Annotated in this window: 16 protein-coding genes; 5 read left to right on the top strand and 11 right to left on the bottom strand. The window is 49.8% G+C overall.

Going from position 1 to position 16,438, the window contains the following annotated elements:
• Positions 1-1,182, top strand: a complete 1,182-nt coding sequence (locus ACFPYJ_RS09450) for a magnesium transporter CorA family protein (protein ID WP_379187857.1) — start codon at positions 1-3, stop codon at positions 1,180-1,182.
• A gap of 977 nt (positions 1,183-2,159) precedes the next feature.
• On the opposite strand, the gene ACFPYJ_RS09445 is transcribed toward ACFPYJ_RS09450, so the two are convergent.
• Positions 2,160-3,326: a PP2C family protein-serine/threonine phosphatase gene (locus ACFPYJ_RS09445; protein ID WP_379187949.1), complete on the bottom strand. Its 1,167-nt coding sequence runs from the start codon at positions 3,324-3,326 to the stop codon at positions 2,160-2,162.
• Between the two features lie 117 nt (positions 3,327-3,443).
• A complete protein-coding gene (locus ACFPYJ_RS09440; RefSeq protein ID WP_379187856.1) occupies positions 3,444-4,058 on the bottom strand; it encodes a DUF948 domain-containing protein in 615 nt (204 codons plus the stop codon).
• A 227-nt stretch (positions 4,059-4,285) separates the two neighbouring features.
• On the opposite strand from ACFPYJ_RS09440, the gene ACFPYJ_RS09435 reads away from it, so the two are divergent.
• Complete coding sequence (locus tag ACFPYJ_RS09435) at positions 4,286-4,453, top strand: DUF1328 domain-containing protein (protein ID WP_379187855.1); 168 nt, start codon at positions 4,286-4,288, stop codon at positions 4,451-4,453.
• Positions 4,454-4,625: 172 nt separating this feature from the next.
• A complete protein-coding gene (locus ACFPYJ_RS09430) occupies positions 4,626-5,411 on the top strand; it encodes a lipase family protein (protein ID WP_379187948.1) in 786 nt (261 codons plus the stop codon).
• Here the strand turns inward: ACFPYJ_RS09430 and ACFPYJ_RS09425 are convergent, their stop codons facing one another.
• From ACFPYJ_RS09425 to ACFPYJ_RS09385, 9 genes are all read right to left on the bottom strand, one after another.
• Entirely contained in the window at positions 5,412-5,762 is a 351-nt protein-coding gene (locus ACFPYJ_RS09425; protein WP_379187854.1) for an MmcQ/YjbR family DNA-binding protein, read from the bottom strand. It lies immediately after the preceding gene.
• A gap of 33 nt (positions 5,763-5,795) precedes the next feature.
• Positions 5,796-6,260 carry an MEKHLA domain-containing protein gene (locus ACFPYJ_RS09420; protein ID WP_379187853.1) on the bottom strand — a complete coding sequence of 155 codons (465 nt, stop codon included), beginning with the start codon at positions 6,258-6,260 and terminating at the stop codon, positions 5,796-5,798.
• 157 nt (positions 6,261-6,417) lie between these two features.
• A complete protein-coding gene (locus ACFPYJ_RS09415) occupies positions 6,418-6,639 on the bottom strand; it encodes a hypothetical protein (protein WP_379187852.1) in 222 nt (73 codons plus the stop codon).
• A gap of 122 nt (positions 6,640-6,761) precedes the next feature.
• A complete protein-coding gene (locus ACFPYJ_RS09410; RefSeq protein ID WP_379187851.1) occupies positions 6,762-6,938 on the bottom strand; it encodes a hypothetical protein in 177 nt (58 codons plus the stop codon).
• Positions 6,939-7,073: 135 nt separating this feature from the next.
• On the bottom strand, positions 7,074-7,967 hold the full coding sequence (locus ACFPYJ_RS09405) for a carbohydrate ABC transporter permease (RefSeq protein WP_379187850.1): 894 nt from the start codon (positions 7,965-7,967) through the stop codon (positions 7,074-7,076).
• An 18-nt stretch (positions 7,968-7,985) separates the two neighbouring features.
• The gene (locus ACFPYJ_RS09400; protein WP_379187849.1) at positions 7,986-8,876 is read right to left on the bottom strand and encodes an ABC transporter permease; all 891 of its coding nucleotides are present in this window, start codon (positions 8,874-8,876) and stop codon (positions 7,986-7,988) included.
• A gap of 83 nt (positions 8,877-8,959) precedes the next feature.
• Complete coding sequence (locus ACFPYJ_RS09395) at positions 8,960-10,666, bottom strand: extracellular solute-binding protein (RefSeq protein ID WP_379187848.1); 1,707 nt, start codon at positions 10,664-10,666, stop codon at positions 8,960-8,962.
• A 139-nt stretch (positions 10,667-10,805) separates the two neighbouring features.
• Entirely contained in the window at positions 10,806-12,221 is a 1,416-nt protein-coding gene (locus ACFPYJ_RS09390) for a response regulator transcription factor (protein ID WP_379187847.1), read from the bottom strand.
• A complete protein-coding gene (locus ACFPYJ_RS09385; RefSeq protein ID WP_379187846.1) occupies positions 12,214-13,959 on the bottom strand; it encodes a sensor histidine kinase in 1,746 nt (581 codons plus the stop codon). Before ACFPYJ_RS09385 ends, ACFPYJ_RS09390 begins: the two co-directional genes overlap by 8 nt.
• Before the next feature lie 213 nt (positions 13,960-14,172).
• Here ACFPYJ_RS09385 and ACFPYJ_RS09380 point away from each other — a divergent pair, with 213 nt between their 5' ends.
• Positions 14,173-14,772 (top strand): TetR/AcrR family transcriptional regulator, encoded by a 600-nt coding sequence (locus ACFPYJ_RS09380; protein ID WP_379187845.1) that lies wholly within the window; start codon positions 14,173-14,175, stop codon positions 14,770-14,772.
• Positions 14,773-14,793: 21 nt separating this feature from the next.
• Entirely contained in the window at positions 14,794-16,290 is a 1,497-nt protein-coding gene (locus ACFPYJ_RS09375) for a DHA2 family efflux MFS transporter permease subunit (protein WP_379187844.1), read from the top strand.
• Positions 16,291-16,438: the final 148 nt, after the last annotated feature.

Here is a 16,438-nt window from a genome sequence, read left to right as displayed (position 1 = left end):
ATGATGCATCGGATGCTGCGTTTTCCTTCCAACTGGGAGTGGCACGTGCTTCACGAAGAACGGCCGGGAACGGCCAATCTTAGCAAGCGCTCACAGAAACAAGCTTCCCCTTCATCAGTCATTCAGATGGAGACAACGGACGATAACGCGGAAGCGATACATACCCTCAAACAATCTCATCCCGAGATGGCAGGCTGGCTCAGCGAAATCAAGAACGCGAAGCATAATCATATTATTGTTTCTGAGCTTGCAAGCGGCGAGCCGGTTCTCCAAGGGACTTTAGTATTTCAGGCCTCTGAGGATCAGCGGGATTTAATACCGCTTCATTTCTGGGTTACGAAATCGAAAATCGCGACGATTCACTCGGATTATCGGTTATCCATCCGGCTGCAGCTTGAGCCCTGGGATGACAAGCTTAACCGCTGTCAAACCGCTCCAGAAGCTTTCTTCGTCATGCTGGGGCTCATCTTGGAGAACTTTCACGCCGGCTTGGATGAATTTGAGACCAGACTTGGCGAGCTGGAACAGAAGATGCAGAAGCGCAATCGGACCGGACTCATGAATGTGATCTTCGAGCGCCGTTATGAGCTGCTGCATTGGAGTCATCTTTTCATTCCCATTAGGGAAATCTTAGGCGCGGCGAAGGAAGCCTTCCTCGATTCCTTAACGGAGCATGAAGAATATAAGCGAATGGAATTCAAACTCGACCGCATCCAAGAGCTGCTCAGTCATTATGCGATGGAAATTGATACCCTGCTTATGATGGATGATGCAATCTCCAACTTTCGCGGCAATGATATTATGAAGACGCTGACCATCTTCACCGCCTTATTCACCCCTGCTACGGTAGTCGGCGGCGTATGGGGCATGAATTTCAACCGCATACCTTGGGCTTCCGAACCTTGGGGTTTTCTAGTCGTTACCTTTATCATTGCGGTATCAACCTTGTGCATCTACGGATGGCTGTGGAGAAAGGGTTGGACGGGGGATTTATTGAAGGGCCGAAGGCCTGAAGACATTGTCAGCTCAGCCTCGACATCGACATCGACATCCGGAATGACTGCAGAGGGGCGCGGCTCCGGCGATAACCCGCTTCGTCCCCGGAGCTCGAGAATATCCTCCCTGAAGCAAGCGGGCGAAGAGCAGGAATCCTTCGGATTGCCTTCCCGCTCCAACCGCTAGGCGGCAGCGCTGTGAACGAGAAAAGACTGACTCAAAGGGGAATTCCGAATGAGTCCGTCCCAAATGTCTAAGTAAAAAAGCCTCCAAACCCACTATGAAAGTAGGGCTGGAGGCTTCATTTTATTATAGCTCGCATTCTAAAGCGGCGCTCTAAAACTCCAAAATGACTTCTGAGACAGCCTATTGAAATTGCATATCTCTGTCCAGGCATTAATTCCATCCTTCGGGACTAAGGCTATACTGGCTCCCATCCTTCTGAACAAAGGCTATACTGGTTCCCATCCAGTATAGAGGGCCATATTTCATTTGATCCCGCTGCTATACTGCATTCCATCCAGTTAAATTTCCTCAAAAAGGGCTTTTCAGCATATTTCGAGCCATATTCGGGATCTTTAACTGCAAATATCCAGTATAGTGTACATAAGGTACACAAAAAGTCCCAAATAGCTGCAAATATCCAGTATAGAGGCTGATGCCAAGAGTAGATTAGTCTCGATTCGACTCCATTCTATTAGATACCATTAGATTAGAGTCCATTCTATATAGATTTCATTAGACTCTTATTCCATTAGATTAGACTCGTGTTCAATTAAACTCAATTAGACTTATTTGGCAGACAAACCTTTTTTCACTCGAATTATATAATATCAACCATCTATCGTCAGAACGGTCCAGCTCGTTATCCGATTCAAACAACGCTTCCTCCAGCTCTAGATGAGAGGTTGTTCCTCCAAAGGGCCGAAGCTTCTGCTTCAAATTGGCCATCTGATCATCCTCTACTTCCCCGACGAGGTCCAGTATACCATTAGATTAGAGTCCATTCTATATAGATTTCATTAGACTCGTATTCCATTAGATTAGACTCGTATTCCGTTAGATTAGTCTCGATTCCATTAGACTCGTATTCCATTAGATTAGACTCGTGTTCAATTAAACTCAATTAGACTTATTTGGCGGACGCGCCCATTTCACTCGAATTATATAATATCAACCATCACCAAACATCTATCGTCAGAACGGTCCAGCTCGTTATCCGATTCAAACAACGCTTCCTCCAGCTCTAGATGAGAGGTTGTTCCTCCAAAGGGCCGAAGCTTCTGCTTCAAATTGGCCATCTGATCATCCTCTACTTCCCCGACCAGGTCCAGTATACCATCAGTAACCAGAATCAAACGATCCCCCGAGCTGATCTCAAGCGTATGCTTCTCCAGAATCATCTCATCGAACATTCCGATGGCGACACCGCCCTGGCTGAATGACTCAACGGAGCCGTCACTCCGCAAAAGCATCCCAGGGGGATGCCCCGCATTCACATATTCCACTATTCCTTTGCTTAGATCAACCAGCATATACAATCCGGTAAAATAATACTGGATCAGCTGATCCGCAAACTGCAGCTGACCTGCACGGCGGTTCAGTTCCTGAATGACGCTCTTCGGTTCAATCAGCTTCGTCATCGCATCCTTCAACACCGATGCTATAAACATACAGACCAGTGATGAGGAAATTCCGTGCCCCATCGCATCAATAACTGCAATTCCGTACCGATTATCATCGATGCGATTCCAGGCATACAGATCGCCGGACAGCTCTTCCGAAGGACGGTAGATCGCATTTATCGTTATCTTCTCTTCCTCAATAGGCGGAGACAAGACAGCTGTCTGCACTTCCCGGGCAAGCTGCAGCTCCTCGGTTACCCGACGATCGCGGTCCTTATGCCAATCCTTCTGCTCCTTGAGCCGAAGGGCCACACGGATCCGGGCCAGCAGCTCAATTCGGTTAATCGGTTTGGTTACATAATCAATGGCTCCGGCATCCAGCGCCTCCGCCAATTTCTTCGAATCTCCGATCGCAGTAACCATGATGATCGGAATATCACGAAGCCGCGGTGATTCTTGGATAGCCGAGCAGGCTGTAATCCCGTCTACACCGGGCATCATCATATCCAGTAAGATCAAATCGATGCCGTGATGATCATTACCCGAAGCATCCTCCGGCTCGTTACCCTGGGCTGTTAAACCGAGCAGAGCAAAAAGCTCGGTACCTGATGCAGCAGCCAGTGTATCTTTGTATCCGGCCCGCTTCAGTATTTCCTTCACAACGGTAATATTCATGGGGTTATCATCAACGACGACAATACGCATGTTCCATCTCCTAGCTGCAAGCTCTTCTCTGGTTATCTTCATCTTAAATTACTCTTCTCCTATACTACCCTATTGCAGGCAAAGTATCGGCCTGCATGGTTTACGAACCTGCATGGTTTACGAACGTTTGGCGATCAATCGCGCTACACGCATGCCGGTCTCCATCCATTCCATCCATGCGGGCGTTCCTGATTGTGCGGCTTTGGCTTTCAAATGGGCGTTAGCCATCTCACGCTGCGCAGAATGAGCATGGATTCGGGCTGCTTCTGCGGTGCCGGCACTATCCATATCTACATATATCGAACCATCTGTTTCCATTATCGCATAACTCTCTTCGATTTCACGCTCTTTTTGCTCGGCTGCACGCTGAGCTTCTTTAGCTGCTGCGGTCTCCGCACGGCGGCGCAGCTTGCTGGTCCAAAGGGAAGAGAAGTTGTGAGCAACGCCGGCAACCTCATGAAGCGCTTCACCGGCTTCCCGGACAGTCGCCATTAAAGGATCAATAGCGGTCAGTTGGCTGTCTACACGGTCAGTAATCTTTTTGGCGCTTCCCACCAGTTCAGCAACATCGCCCTTCCATTCATGAATCGCTCCCTGCACCTCAAGCAATGTCTTACCGGCTGACTCAAGAGAGCTCTGTGCCTTACGCAGGGTTTGAATCATAAAAATAGCTAAAAACGCAACCGACAGCCCAATAATTAACATCGCCACATCCATTAATGATACGCCCATAATTAACAACACCTTCCCAGATTTTCATTCGTTTGTATGTCTTTAAATACCCGGTGCCGGGCATATTGAATCGTTTCAGAGACTTTGTTTCAACCGTTTGCCCATGCGGTTAAAGTCGAATCAAGCAGGGAGGCCAGCATGGTTCACTTGCTGAGGACGATCAATCGTTGATCACAGGAATTGAGCCTTCGCTTGAGTCTACAAATTCGAGAGGGTTGGTGATTGGTATGTTACGTTATGCAGCGATTTTCTTAATCATTGCGATTGTAGCCGCGATATTTGGTTTTGGAGGTATCGTAGGAGCAGCTGCAACAATTGCGAAAGTACTGTTCTTCATCTTCCTCATTCTGTTCGTCGTTTCACTTATTACAGGGCGTCGAAATTCATCCTTGTAACGATGCTCAACTTTTCTAACACACCAAACAAGCTGACTTCGGTAATAGATACCGAAGTCAGCTTGTTTTTGTGCTTGTATGCCTATGAGTGCCCTCTCCGGCGCTGCATGACACCCGCCTAAAGCACATTGGCCTATACAGGCATAGAATGCTGTATGGGGGGCGTACAGTGATGACAAACGGGAGCAGCATGGACATCCGAACAGCTATTTTTCTGGCAGCAGTATGCGGGCAGACGTATAACCAGTTCAATAGTATACAGCAGTTGTTCCTCGTTCCGTTCAGCTACCAGGTAGTTGGCTCTTTTCAGGCTGCCGCTTACTCCAGTACAGAACAGCCCTTTGGTTTTGTTATCGAGTCTGATCGGGCGGCCATCTTGGCTTTTCGCGGAACAAGCTCAGCAACCGACTGGGTGACAGATATGATTGCGGAGCAAATCGCATTCAAGCCTGTTGCAAATGGCGGATCTACTCACAAAGGCTTTACAGATATCTATATGAGCGCGCGGAGCCAGCTCTTCAGCTTATTAGATAAGCTCCCTGCTTCTAAACCGCTCTTCATTACAGGGCACAGCCTGGGCGGAGCGCTTGCTACGCTGGCTGCGATGGATATTGCATCCAACCGGCAGCATGATCAAGTCGTCCTATATACTTTTGGCTCGCCCCGGGTCGGTGATCCCAAATTCGTCCGCACCTTCAATCAAAGAGTGCCGATCAGCATCCGGGTGCAAAATGAATACGACATCGTGCCCCATCTGCCGCCTCTTATGTACAAATCGCCCCGAACGGATAAAACGTACTATTACCTGCATGTAAAGGAAGAATCCAAACGAAGCTTCCGTAATGGATCCGTAGGGGGCAATCATGTCATCAGCAGTTATTTTGCTGATTTATCGAAGGAAGCTCCGGTTTTTGCCGAAACGATATGCATGCAGCCTCCCGGCTGGTGCCCTTTATAATCAGCCTAAGACAGATGACCATTTGTCCCGCTCTGCTTTAGGCAGTCCTTTGACGACCAGCCTGTAAGAATGATCAATCATATCCTGCAGCTCTTCCCCTTGTATCGATCCATCCACGCGAATCGAATTCCAATGCTTCTTGCTTAGATGATAGCCTGGCGTTATTGCTTCATACTGCTCACGAAGGTTCTCGGCTATCGCCGGATCGCATTTAAGCGATATACTGCTTCCTGATAGCAGCGCGAACATTTTACCCCCGATCTTCACAACAAGGGGATCAGGGCCGAACGGATAATCCTTCACGGCCCCGGGCTTCGATAAACAATACTCCGTAATGTCTTCCACCGCCATACCTCCTCCTCTCATTACTCTCTTAAACGAGCATTAAACGAATGTATGACTCGCAAACGCCGCTGCTTGTCCATAGTACACGCCAGCTTCATCCGTCAAGTTCCAGACGATGGCATTCTCGATCCGAAAACGCCGGCCGCTGCTGGAAATCCGAATCCCGCTGTAATCGTCGATATACCCTTTCTCATTCACCGCCTCCAGGAACCGTTGACGCTCCGCTTGAATTAACGGCTCCGCCGTATGCCGGGAAGCGGTCTGGGTGAAGCGCTCCTCGCTCATCTCCCACAGCTGAAGCGCCGCCCGATTGCCGTAATTCAGAACCGGGTCGCTTTGGGTGCCGTGAGACAATACGACAAAAGGGGCTTCGAAGAGCTGTGAAGCAGCGCTCCGCTGTGCATTTACATGTACAAGCGGTTTGCCCAAGAGACGCTCGTAGCTCTCCAGAATCAGACGGGCATGGCGCTCAGAAACGCCCCGTGTATTGACTTCCTGCTCCATGAAGGTAACACTCCTTTATTCAAGATATCCGATTAGAATAGACGCTTGTCTGTCACTGGACTGCCCGTTTCTTCTCTTTAAGATGTACGGGAACCTTATACTTCCTAATAACTGAAAAAAAGAACTGAGAGCAGAAGCCTCAGTTCTTTCATTTGGACTATACGCCCATTTTCTTACGTTGGTTGTTCACTTTTTTAGTGTTTTGACTCTTCATTGTTTGTTGGTTGCCGCCTGGACCGTGCTTTTGCTTACCGCCTTGAGCTTGATCCAGCTTCTTCTGAGCGAGCTTCTGCTTCACTGCTTCCGCCAGCGAAATTTTCTTCGGCTCTTGCTTCTGCTCAGCCTCTGCAATTTCTGGAGCTTGTTGTTCTTCTGACATGAGATCACCTCATCTGATTGTACTAGTTGTATTGTATCGCTTTTTCAACCAGCTTTCCAGTAGGTAAGGAACAAATGAAGCAGATTTAGGCAATCGCCTATAGGCGGGCCCGCTTCAGAGGCTTACTCCCGCAGCGCTTCCTTTAGCTTCGTCGACATCGTGTCAAGCCGTCCCGAGCGAAGCATGCCCCGCAATCTTGTCAGTTCTTGGGTAAGCCGTTCTTTGTCCTGCTGCAATTCTGCAATGACCAATTTTGCCTGGTCAAGCTGCTCCTGTAAGGAGGGCCGGGAACTCGGCATGGGATGACTGCCTCTCTTTCATCAGTCGCCAATCAGCAACCGCTTATGCTGTCATTTTAGCGCTAATAGGAGGCAGAGACAACATCAGCCTTGCTCCGAAAGCAGCTTGGATGTTTCCAAACCGCCTTAGCCAGGTTATTCCTTGACTGATCCGAGCGTGATTCCGTGAATAAAGAAACGCTGGATGAAGGGATAGATGAGCATAATCGGAATCATCGAAATGATGATTTTCGCTGCATTGAATGTCCGGTTGGACACGGCCATCGCCTGAGCCAGCTGATCCGGCGACATCGACGTCATCGCTTGGACACTGAGCTGGGCGACCAGTGTCTGGATATACGTTTGCAGCGGATAATGATCCTGCTTGTTCATTAAGATCAGACCGTCGAAGAACGAGTTCCAGTGAAATACGATGCTAAACAGCGTAACGGTAGCTATAGCCGGGAGAGAGAGAGGAACGAACAAGCGGACCATGATGTACCATGGGCCGGCGCCGTCGATCTCCGCTGCCTCGGACAGCTCCTTAGGCAAATTGCGGAAGAAGTTCATGAGCAGAATGACGTTAAACACCTGCACCGCTTGCGGCAGAATAAGCGCCCACATAGAGTCGAGCAGGCCGTAGGATTTGATCGTCATAAACCAAGGCACGATGCCTCCGCTGAACAGCATGGTGAAGACGAGAAACCACATATACACATTGCGCATCGGGAACTGCTTGGCATCCTTGGATAAGGCGTACGCCATCATGATGTTGAGTGCAAAGTTCAGCAGACCGCCGAACACGACCCTCTTGATGGAGATGAAGAAAGCATTGAAGAATTGACCGTCGTCAAGCACTTTGGAATAGCTGGCTGTCGTTGATTTAATCGGCGTCAGCAGTACCCGTCCGGCATCAGCCGCCGTCTTATCGCTGAACGAGACGGCTACGGTATGAAGAAGCGGGATGAGACAGACGAGCGTAAAGACGATCAACACCGTCAGAATCGTTCCGTCAATGACTCTGTTCGAAAGACTGGATCTTCCCACCATAGATAATCACCTCATTCATTAGAAAATACGATAATTGGCAAAACGGCTGGCCATAATGTAGGAAACGACGACCAGGATGAAGCTGACGACAGACTTGAGCAAACCGACCGCGGTTGCCAAACTGTACTGTAAGTCGTTCAAACCGACACGATACACGTAGGTATCGATAATATCGGATGACTGATAGACGAGCGGATTGTACATGTTGAAGATTTGGTCAAAGTTCGCATTCATTACGTTGCCGAGCGCAAGCGTTCCTAGCAGCACGACTGTCGTCCGCACCCCTGGAAGCGTGACATGCCAAAGCTGGCGGAAACGGCTGGCTCCGTCGATATCGGCAGCTTCGTAGAGAACCGGATTGATGCCGGTTAATGCAGCCAGATAAACAATGGCGTTGAAGCCGAATTCCTTCCAAACGTCGGTGCCGACAATGATAGCCGGAAACCACCTGTTGCTGGCGTAGAAGAGGACGGGGTCGATCCCGAACAGCCCGAACAATTTGTTCACAATTCCGTCGAGCGAGAAGACGTCGAAGAATATAGTCGCAAGCAGCACCCACGAGAGGAAATGCGGCAAATAGACGATGGTTTGGATCGATTTTCGCAAGAATTGCTTCCGCACTTCGTTCAGGAGCAGAGCAAAGACGAGCGGAACGATCAGGTTGGCGATGATTTTCAAGACCGCCAGGAAAATGGTGTTGAAGAATATGACCTTGCTGTCCGGCAATTGGAACAGATAACTGAAATTCTCAAGCCCGATCCACTCAGACCCCCGGATGCCGCGTCCTGGTTTGAAATTCTGGAATGCCATGATGGCATAGAACATCGGTACGATACTGAACAGGACTAGGAGGATAATGCCTGGCAGAACCATAATGTTGTAGTGGACTGCATTCTTTTTCATGCGCATCGGTTCTCACCGCTTTTTTTTGAATTTTGTGAAGAAGGGCTTCCAGCAAACCGCTGCTGAAAGCCCGCTTATTGCTCAAGTCATTATTTGTCGTTTACGATCTCAGTAACTTCTTTGGTAATTTGGTCGCCGCCGAGCTTCTTCCATTGCGCTACGAAATCATCGAATGCGCTGACCGGCAGATCGCCGACTATGATTTTCAGGTAGGTTTCGTTTTCCAATTTCTCCAGTGTTACCCACTTCGTTTCCATCGTGCGGGTCATGCCGTAGAAGACGCTGAATACTTTTTCCATCGGTTCGTTGGCTAGAATGCTTCCGCCGAGCTCATAAGCCTTCGCCGGCTTCCAAGCATCCATGTTCTTCTTCGGATTCTCTTTCTCCAGAACAGTGAAGTCGTACACTTGCTTCGTATCCGGATCGAATGTCGCCGGATCAACCTCGCCCTTCAGCGCTTTCTGAACGTCATTATAACGTTTTACGACAGCGTCTGAGTAATCAAGCAGCAAGTCGAATGGATAGTAGTTGCGGATGTGAACGCCTGTTTGGGCAGCATAGTCATCAAGCTTCTTTACTTCCGCTGTATTCGGGTCTTGTCTTCTCTCATAACGAGTGAACACGTTAAGCATTTTGACAGCCGCTTCCGGGTGCTCATACCCTTTGCGCACAACGATATAGCGATCCGTTACCGGTGCCATATGCGTTACGAATTTGCCAGCAGCGTCGGATGGAACCGCGTAAGCTTTCCATTCCGCTTTGGTGTCGTTGGTGACAGAGTCAGCCAGCGGCCAATACGGCATCCACCAAGGACCGAAGAACAGCCCTGTTTTGTTCGCCACAATCGGCTCCTGCGTTTCTTTGTACAGGGCGAACTGCTTATCGATCAGACCGCGTTTGTACCAGTCAGCGAGCTTGGCAAGCGCTTCTTTGTTCTCCGGTGTTGTCGATCCGTAGACAATGTTGCCGCTTGCGTCTTTGATCCAGTTTTTGGGGAACGCATGGTAGGAGCTGAAGATGGAATCGAATCCGTTCGGATTCGGCTTCTGTCCAAATACGACCTGCTTGTCGCCTTCCAGACCGACCGTATCCGGTTTGCCATTGCCATCCGGATCTTGTTCAACGAACGCTTGGGCGATTTTCTCAAGGTCATCGATCGTTTTCGGTGCAGGGAGCTTCAATTTGTCGAGCCAATCCTGGCGTACCCACAGCAGTGCGGGGGCATCAGCCTCGATGGCTACGTTCGGCAGCCCGTACAGCTTCCCGTCTGAAGTCGCATCCTCCAGTGCCATGCCTTTGGTCGAAGCGTAAATATCCTTCACCAGCTTGGAGCCGTATTTCTCGTAAGTATCTGTAAGATCTTCAAGCATATCGTTATCAATCAGCTTGCGCAGCTGATTGCGGTCTACGACCATAGCATCCGGCAAGTCGTTGCTTGCGATAGCCAGGTTTACTTTCTGCTTGAACGGATCATCACCTTTTGCTTCCCAGGAATGAACGACTTTAATGTTCGTGAGGCTCTCAAAATAACGGGAGGCTACGTTGTTGTCGTTCGTATCGCCGTTAATCAGTTTATCGTCGGGAATTTTGAATCCGATGCTGAGCGTAACCGGCTCGGCGCTTTTCTCATAGGCCAAATCGTCCCCGGAATTCGTGCTGCCGGATGTGTTCGTTTGCGTCTGTTCATTCTTGCTGCCTGCTGGTTCCTCAGAAGAATTATTGCTGTTATTGCTGCTGCCGCATCCGCTTAGCACGACGGAAATGGCCACAGCCATAAAAAGAAGCTTCGCTTTCATGGATGTCCCCCGTTTCTAATTTGCATTCTGTTGTGATTACGCTTTCAGTTTAACCGAGCCACCCGGTTTCCAGGGAGTGAAAACCGGCCGTAATTGGTCCGGGGATGTTTGCAGATCGTGAACCGTTTTCATACCGGCATCAAACCGTTTTCATACCGCTCATCCGATATTCGGTCGGTAATTTACCTACACGCTCTTTGAATACCCGGCTAAAATACTTATCATCTTCGAAGCCTGCTAGCGAGGCGATCTCATAAACTGGCGCATCGGATTCCAGCAGCAGCGTCTTCGCCCGCTCGATACGCAGATGGCGGAGCATTTCCCCAAACGATTGGCCCGCGAATCTGGCGAAGCATTGGCTGAAGTAGCTGCGGCTCATGTTGATATGAAGTGCGACATCGGATTGATTCATTTTATCTCCGGCATGGAGCCTCATGTATTGAACCGCATGAATCAAACTGAGCAATACTTCTCTGGAGAGCGAGAGCTCAAGCATTCTGCGCTGCGCGTTATCAGAGAAGGAACGGAACCAGTCCTTCCATTGTTTCCACGTCCGGTTGCGATTAAGGTCGGCATACAGGCGTTTATTCGTTTCTTCGTCCAGCAGCAGGCCGTTCCAGTTTTTGCCGAGCGATTCGGCGAAAGCCGCGAGCCTCTCCGGATCAGGCCCGCAGAGCTGCACCTTCTGCACGAAAGCCTCCCAATCAGATGAATACAACGCCCATTTCAATGATGTCCAATTTGCAAAATCTGTCTCTATCTCTGAGGCGGACGCAGGCTGCTCACGGCGTAACGTTTCATAGGGTATGGTGGACAACCTGGCGGCTGCCGGCTCCGATTCGTAGAAAAGCTGACGCGCCAAGCGCTCGCTAAGCGTGCGCTTCACTTCGGCAAACGGGTGACCCTGAAGGCCGGTTACAAGAGCAGCCTGCCACTTGCCGGCATGCAAGCTCACAAGCTCGCGGTTAAGCTCGGCGGGCGGCAGGGACCGGGAGAGAGGCGCCATCCAGATGCCGCCCAGATCCATAAGCGGATTGCGCTGAGCGATTGGCATCCGGAACAGCTCGGTGCTGTCCTCGCCAGGGATTACAGGGCAAAGCAGCAGGGCCGATGCCACGGATACCCGCTCTTGATCAGACTCAAGCGGCGGCGCATAGGCCGCCCTGCTGTTCTCTTCCCATTGAATCCGTTCGACGATCCGGTTCATCACGTCATCGACGTTCTCCATATCGAGCAGCGTCTTCACGATATAATCAATCGCCCCGAGCCGAAGCGCTTCCTGCAGAAAATCAAACTCATGATGGCAGGTCAGCACCACTGATTTCATTCTGGGGAAACGGTGCCGGACAAGCTTCAGCAGCTCGAATCCGTTCATGCCCGGCATCGTAATATCGGTGAACAGCAGATCTACTTCGTTCGATGCCAAAAATTCCATCGCGGATTTGCCGTCTGCGGCTTCCCCAACAATAACGATGCCAAAAGATGCCCAATCAATAACGGAGATAAACCCTTTGCGCACCAGCTTCTCATCATCGACTACCATCGCTCTAATCATCGAAATCCTCCCTCGCTTTCCGCGGAATAACGATGGATATCGTCGTCCCGACATTGGGTATCCCCGTGATATCTATTGTCATCTGTTCCCCGTAGAAACGCTTCAGCAGCCGATTCACATAGGATAGCCCGATGCCAAGCCCGCGCTTTGCCGTAAAGTCGTCTTCATTCAGCAGTTGATGCGCCGTCTGCGGATCAATGCCTTCGCCGTTATCGGCAACCTGCAGGGAAACGGTATCAGAACCACGTGCGCGAATCGTAATATCCACCCGCCCATTGCGCTCGCTTGTACCGTGATAGATCGCATTCTCCACGAGCGGCTGCAGCAGAAAACGGGGGATGGCCGCGGAGACAACGTCCTCATCCACGTGAACAACGTACTCAAATTCATAATCGTACCGGATGCGCTGCAGCTCCATATAGTTCTGCAGCGCATCGATTTCATCTTGTACGGTTACGATGATGCTCTTCTTCCCAAGGTTGTAGTGCAGCACCTTGACTAGAAGAGTTACCAGCTTGTCGATCTCCTTCTGGCCGTTCATCCTGGCGAGCCATTGGACAGTGTTCAACGTATTATGCAAAAAATGCGGGTTGATCTGACTGAGCAGCTTCTCGATCTCCAGCTGGCTCTTCTGCTTCTCGTTATGCTCAACTTCGTTAATGAGTCCATTAATCTTGGTTTTCATATCCTGGAAATTGCCAAGCAGCAGGTCGAATTCCTCGACTTGCGTGTAGGTGACGGGTGTCTCCCGGTTCTCCGCCATGCGCACAATCTCCAAATTCACTTTACGCAGCGGCCTGTATACCTGCTTCCAGATGAATAAAGCGAGCAGGACGGCAAAAATAAGCGAGGCCATGGCAACAATTAGCATCTTGCGGAGCCAGGAATAGATCTCGCTGTTGAACGTTGACTGCTTGACTGCTGTAATGAGCTGCCAGCCCTGCGGGCTTTTGTAACGAAAGAAATGGTAGCCTTGATAGATTTCATGCTGGTCATTGCTCCATTTGGTTTTGACCACGTCAGAGGACATATCCTTGTTTTCTATATAGGTAACGGCGCCCTCTTCATTCACAAGCAGATGGGAAACCTTCATCCCGTACGATTGCTGATTCAGTATTTTGGCGAACAAGTTGTAATTGGTCTCCAGATAAACGTAGACGTTCTTAACGCCAGGAGCTTGGACAACTCTTATAGACGAAAAAACGATGTTGGAGCTGTTGTTGTACATGGTCTTATGAGGACCAAAATAACTCGCGCCGTTATAAGTGATAAACGGAGGAAGCTTGCCGGTATCGAAATTTCGGCTCAGCGTAAAGTTCGTGAACAGAACCGGATCTTCGGCACCAGGTATAACATAAGCGGTCAGACCAAGGTAGGGATTGGTGAAATTGACCAAATTGATTTTCTCGTTAATGCTGGACATAAGCTGTGATTTCTTGTACACCTGGCTTTCCTGCATAAAACGGGCTACCTCATCGACGATTTGCCCGTCCAGCGCGAATTGCTTGGAAGCGAAATCGAGATTATTGATCGTATTCTCCAGACTGGCAGCTTCTTGTTTGAGGCTGGCGCTGATCCCGCTTTGAATTTTGTTCGTGAGGATCGAGTAAATGGAGAAATAGGTGACCAAACCAAGAAGAGCAAGCGGCAATAAGCTCCCGATAATCAGATAAAAAACCAAGGTGCGCCGCAGCGATCGGGAAGCTAGCGGCCGGCGTTGAAAAATGCGGCTCTTCATTCCTTTCATTCCCCTTACCACGACCGGTTTAGGCCGCCGTTAATGGAGGTATTATAGCACAATAGAGTCCTCTGTAAATGCGATGCTGCAGGGAAGGCTCGAAGGAGAAGTTTCCCAGTATCCGGATAAGCAGGTTAAATAGCGGTTGACAGCAAGCTGAAATCAGGGTATGTTAAACTTTGTTTTAAACATTGTTTAAATTCAAGAATCGGAGTGATTACCTCGACGAAGGAAAAAATACTTAACGCAACCCTGGAGCTCATCAAAGCCGAAGGCATTGAAGGAGTAACCATTCGTAAAATAGCCGGATTAGCGGGAGCCAATATTGCGCTCATCAATTATTATTTCGGCTCCAAGGAAAAGCTAATCAGTGAAACGCTTAAGATTCAGCTGGATTCATTTCGGGAAGCCTTCACCGTTCTTGACGAGAAGGAGCTCCCTCCTCTGGCCCGGCTGAAAAAGTTTATCCTTGAGTACACTTTTTCGCTGCAGGAGCATCCGGAGCTGGTCAAACGCCTTCTTGGCCAAGACAGCCTGTTCGAGTCGCAAACTGAATATGTCCGCTTCTTCAAACGCCAAGGGTTTGAGAAGATAAATGCTGTGTTGACTGAAATTACTGGAGAAATCAACAGAGAGACCACTTTGCTTATGATGCAGCAAATTTTCGCGGCTATTCTTTCACCCGTCGTTAAGGCTTCTTTCGCCCAAAAGCATGAAGCAAGCGATGATTTGGATTTTTATCCTTCAGCTTCTGTTGAAGAACAAATCGATCTTTTCTTCGATCATTATTTCTACAAATACACCGCTCATTGAGCAGAAAGCAGAGGCTGACTTATGTCCGCGCGACCGCAAACGAAACACCCGGTAAATGCCGATGACAACTTCTCTTTAAAAGCCATTCTTCCGCCTTTATTAGCCATTATCGTCGGTATGATTATGGTTATCCTGGACAGCACGGTCGTCAATGTGGCTATTCCTAAGCTTGTCGAATACTTCGGCACTGACCTCAAGACCATACAATGGACCGTAACCGGTTATACGCTGGCATTGTCTGCCGTCATCCCGCTTGCCGGATGGCTGACCGATAAATTCGGCTCCAAGCAGATCTTTCTTATTACGATCACCTTATTCACGATCGGCTCACTCTTGTGCGGAATCGCCCAAACACCGGAGCAGTTGATCATCTACCGGATCATTCAAGGCTTAGGCGGCGGCATGGTATCCCCGATCGGGATGGCCATGGTATTCAAGCTCGCGCCTCCCGAACGCCGGGGGTCTATAATGGGTCTGCTCGGCATTCCAATGCTGATGGCGCCTGCCTTCGGTCCGATCTTATCCGGCTGGCTTGTTGACTCCGTCAGCTGGCATTGGATCTTCATCATTAATCTTCCGATCGGTATCGTCGCTTTCATTCTAGGCATGAAATACCTGCCTAAATCCGATCGCCATAAAGCGCCCCATCTGGATATTCTCGGCATGTGCCTTGCTCCGATCGCCTTCTCCATGCTGGCTTACGGCGTAAGTGAAGGCGGCACAAGCTGGTCTTCAACGCAGACCATTACAGGCCTGGTTGTCGGCGGTGCAGCTCTGATTCTGTTCATTATTGTAGAGCTTAGGCAGAAGCAGCCGCTGCTGGAGCTCAAAGTATTCAAATCCTCCGATTTCACGCGGAGCATTATTCTCACCTGGATCGTGCAGCTGGCGCTGTTCGGCGCCATGCTGATCGTACCGCTATACCTGCAGGGCGTTAAACATTATACAGCGCTGGAAACCGGCTGGATCCTGCTTCCGCAGGCACTCTGTGCAGGTATTGGGATGCCGATCGGGGGCCGGCTGTTCGATAAGATCGGAGCAAGACCGCTTGCTTTCATCGGCCTCATTATCGTTTCGGTCGCTTTATTCATTCTGTCGGGCGTCGCCGTTGACACGAGCCTATGGGTCATTCTGGTTTCCATCAGCTTGATGGGTCTTGGCATGGGCTTCTCTATGATGCCGCTCAACACGCATGTGCTCAATTCCGCACCGCGCCGGTTAGTCAGCCGTGTAACGCCGCTCACGACAGCGGCCCAGCAGGTCGTCGTTTCGTTCGCAGTTGCAGGTCTGACCGGCTACCTGACATCACAAATCGCCTCCCATGCATCAACTGCGGGGAAAGATGCGAATCCGCTGACGGCCGTCGTTGCCGGGTACGGGGATACCTTCTTGCTTGCCGCATGGATTGCAACTGCAGGCGTCGCGCTTAGTCTCCTCCTTAGGAAGCCTAGGGTAGAAGAAGACGATCAATTAGCCGGCAGCGACAAGCCGGACCCTGCTATGATGATGGGACATTAAGTCATTAAGCGGGCAACAATCCTAATCACTACTGCCGATTATTACTATCATTCGAAGCACAACCCCTGGCCCCACTGGCTTCGGGTTATTGCTTTATATATATCTTGTTTCTTGCGAACTCTTTCAGATGTAAATACAATTGAGAGAT

It is taken from the genome of Paenibacillus solisilvae, assembly GCF_042656405.1.
GTDB lineage: Bacteria > Bacillota > Bacilli > Paenibacillales > Paenibacillaceae > Paenibacillus_Z > Paenibacillus_Z solisilvae.
The sequence above is the reverse complement of the archived record's forward strand: the minus strand, read 5'-3'. Positions and strand labels throughout refer to the sequence as shown.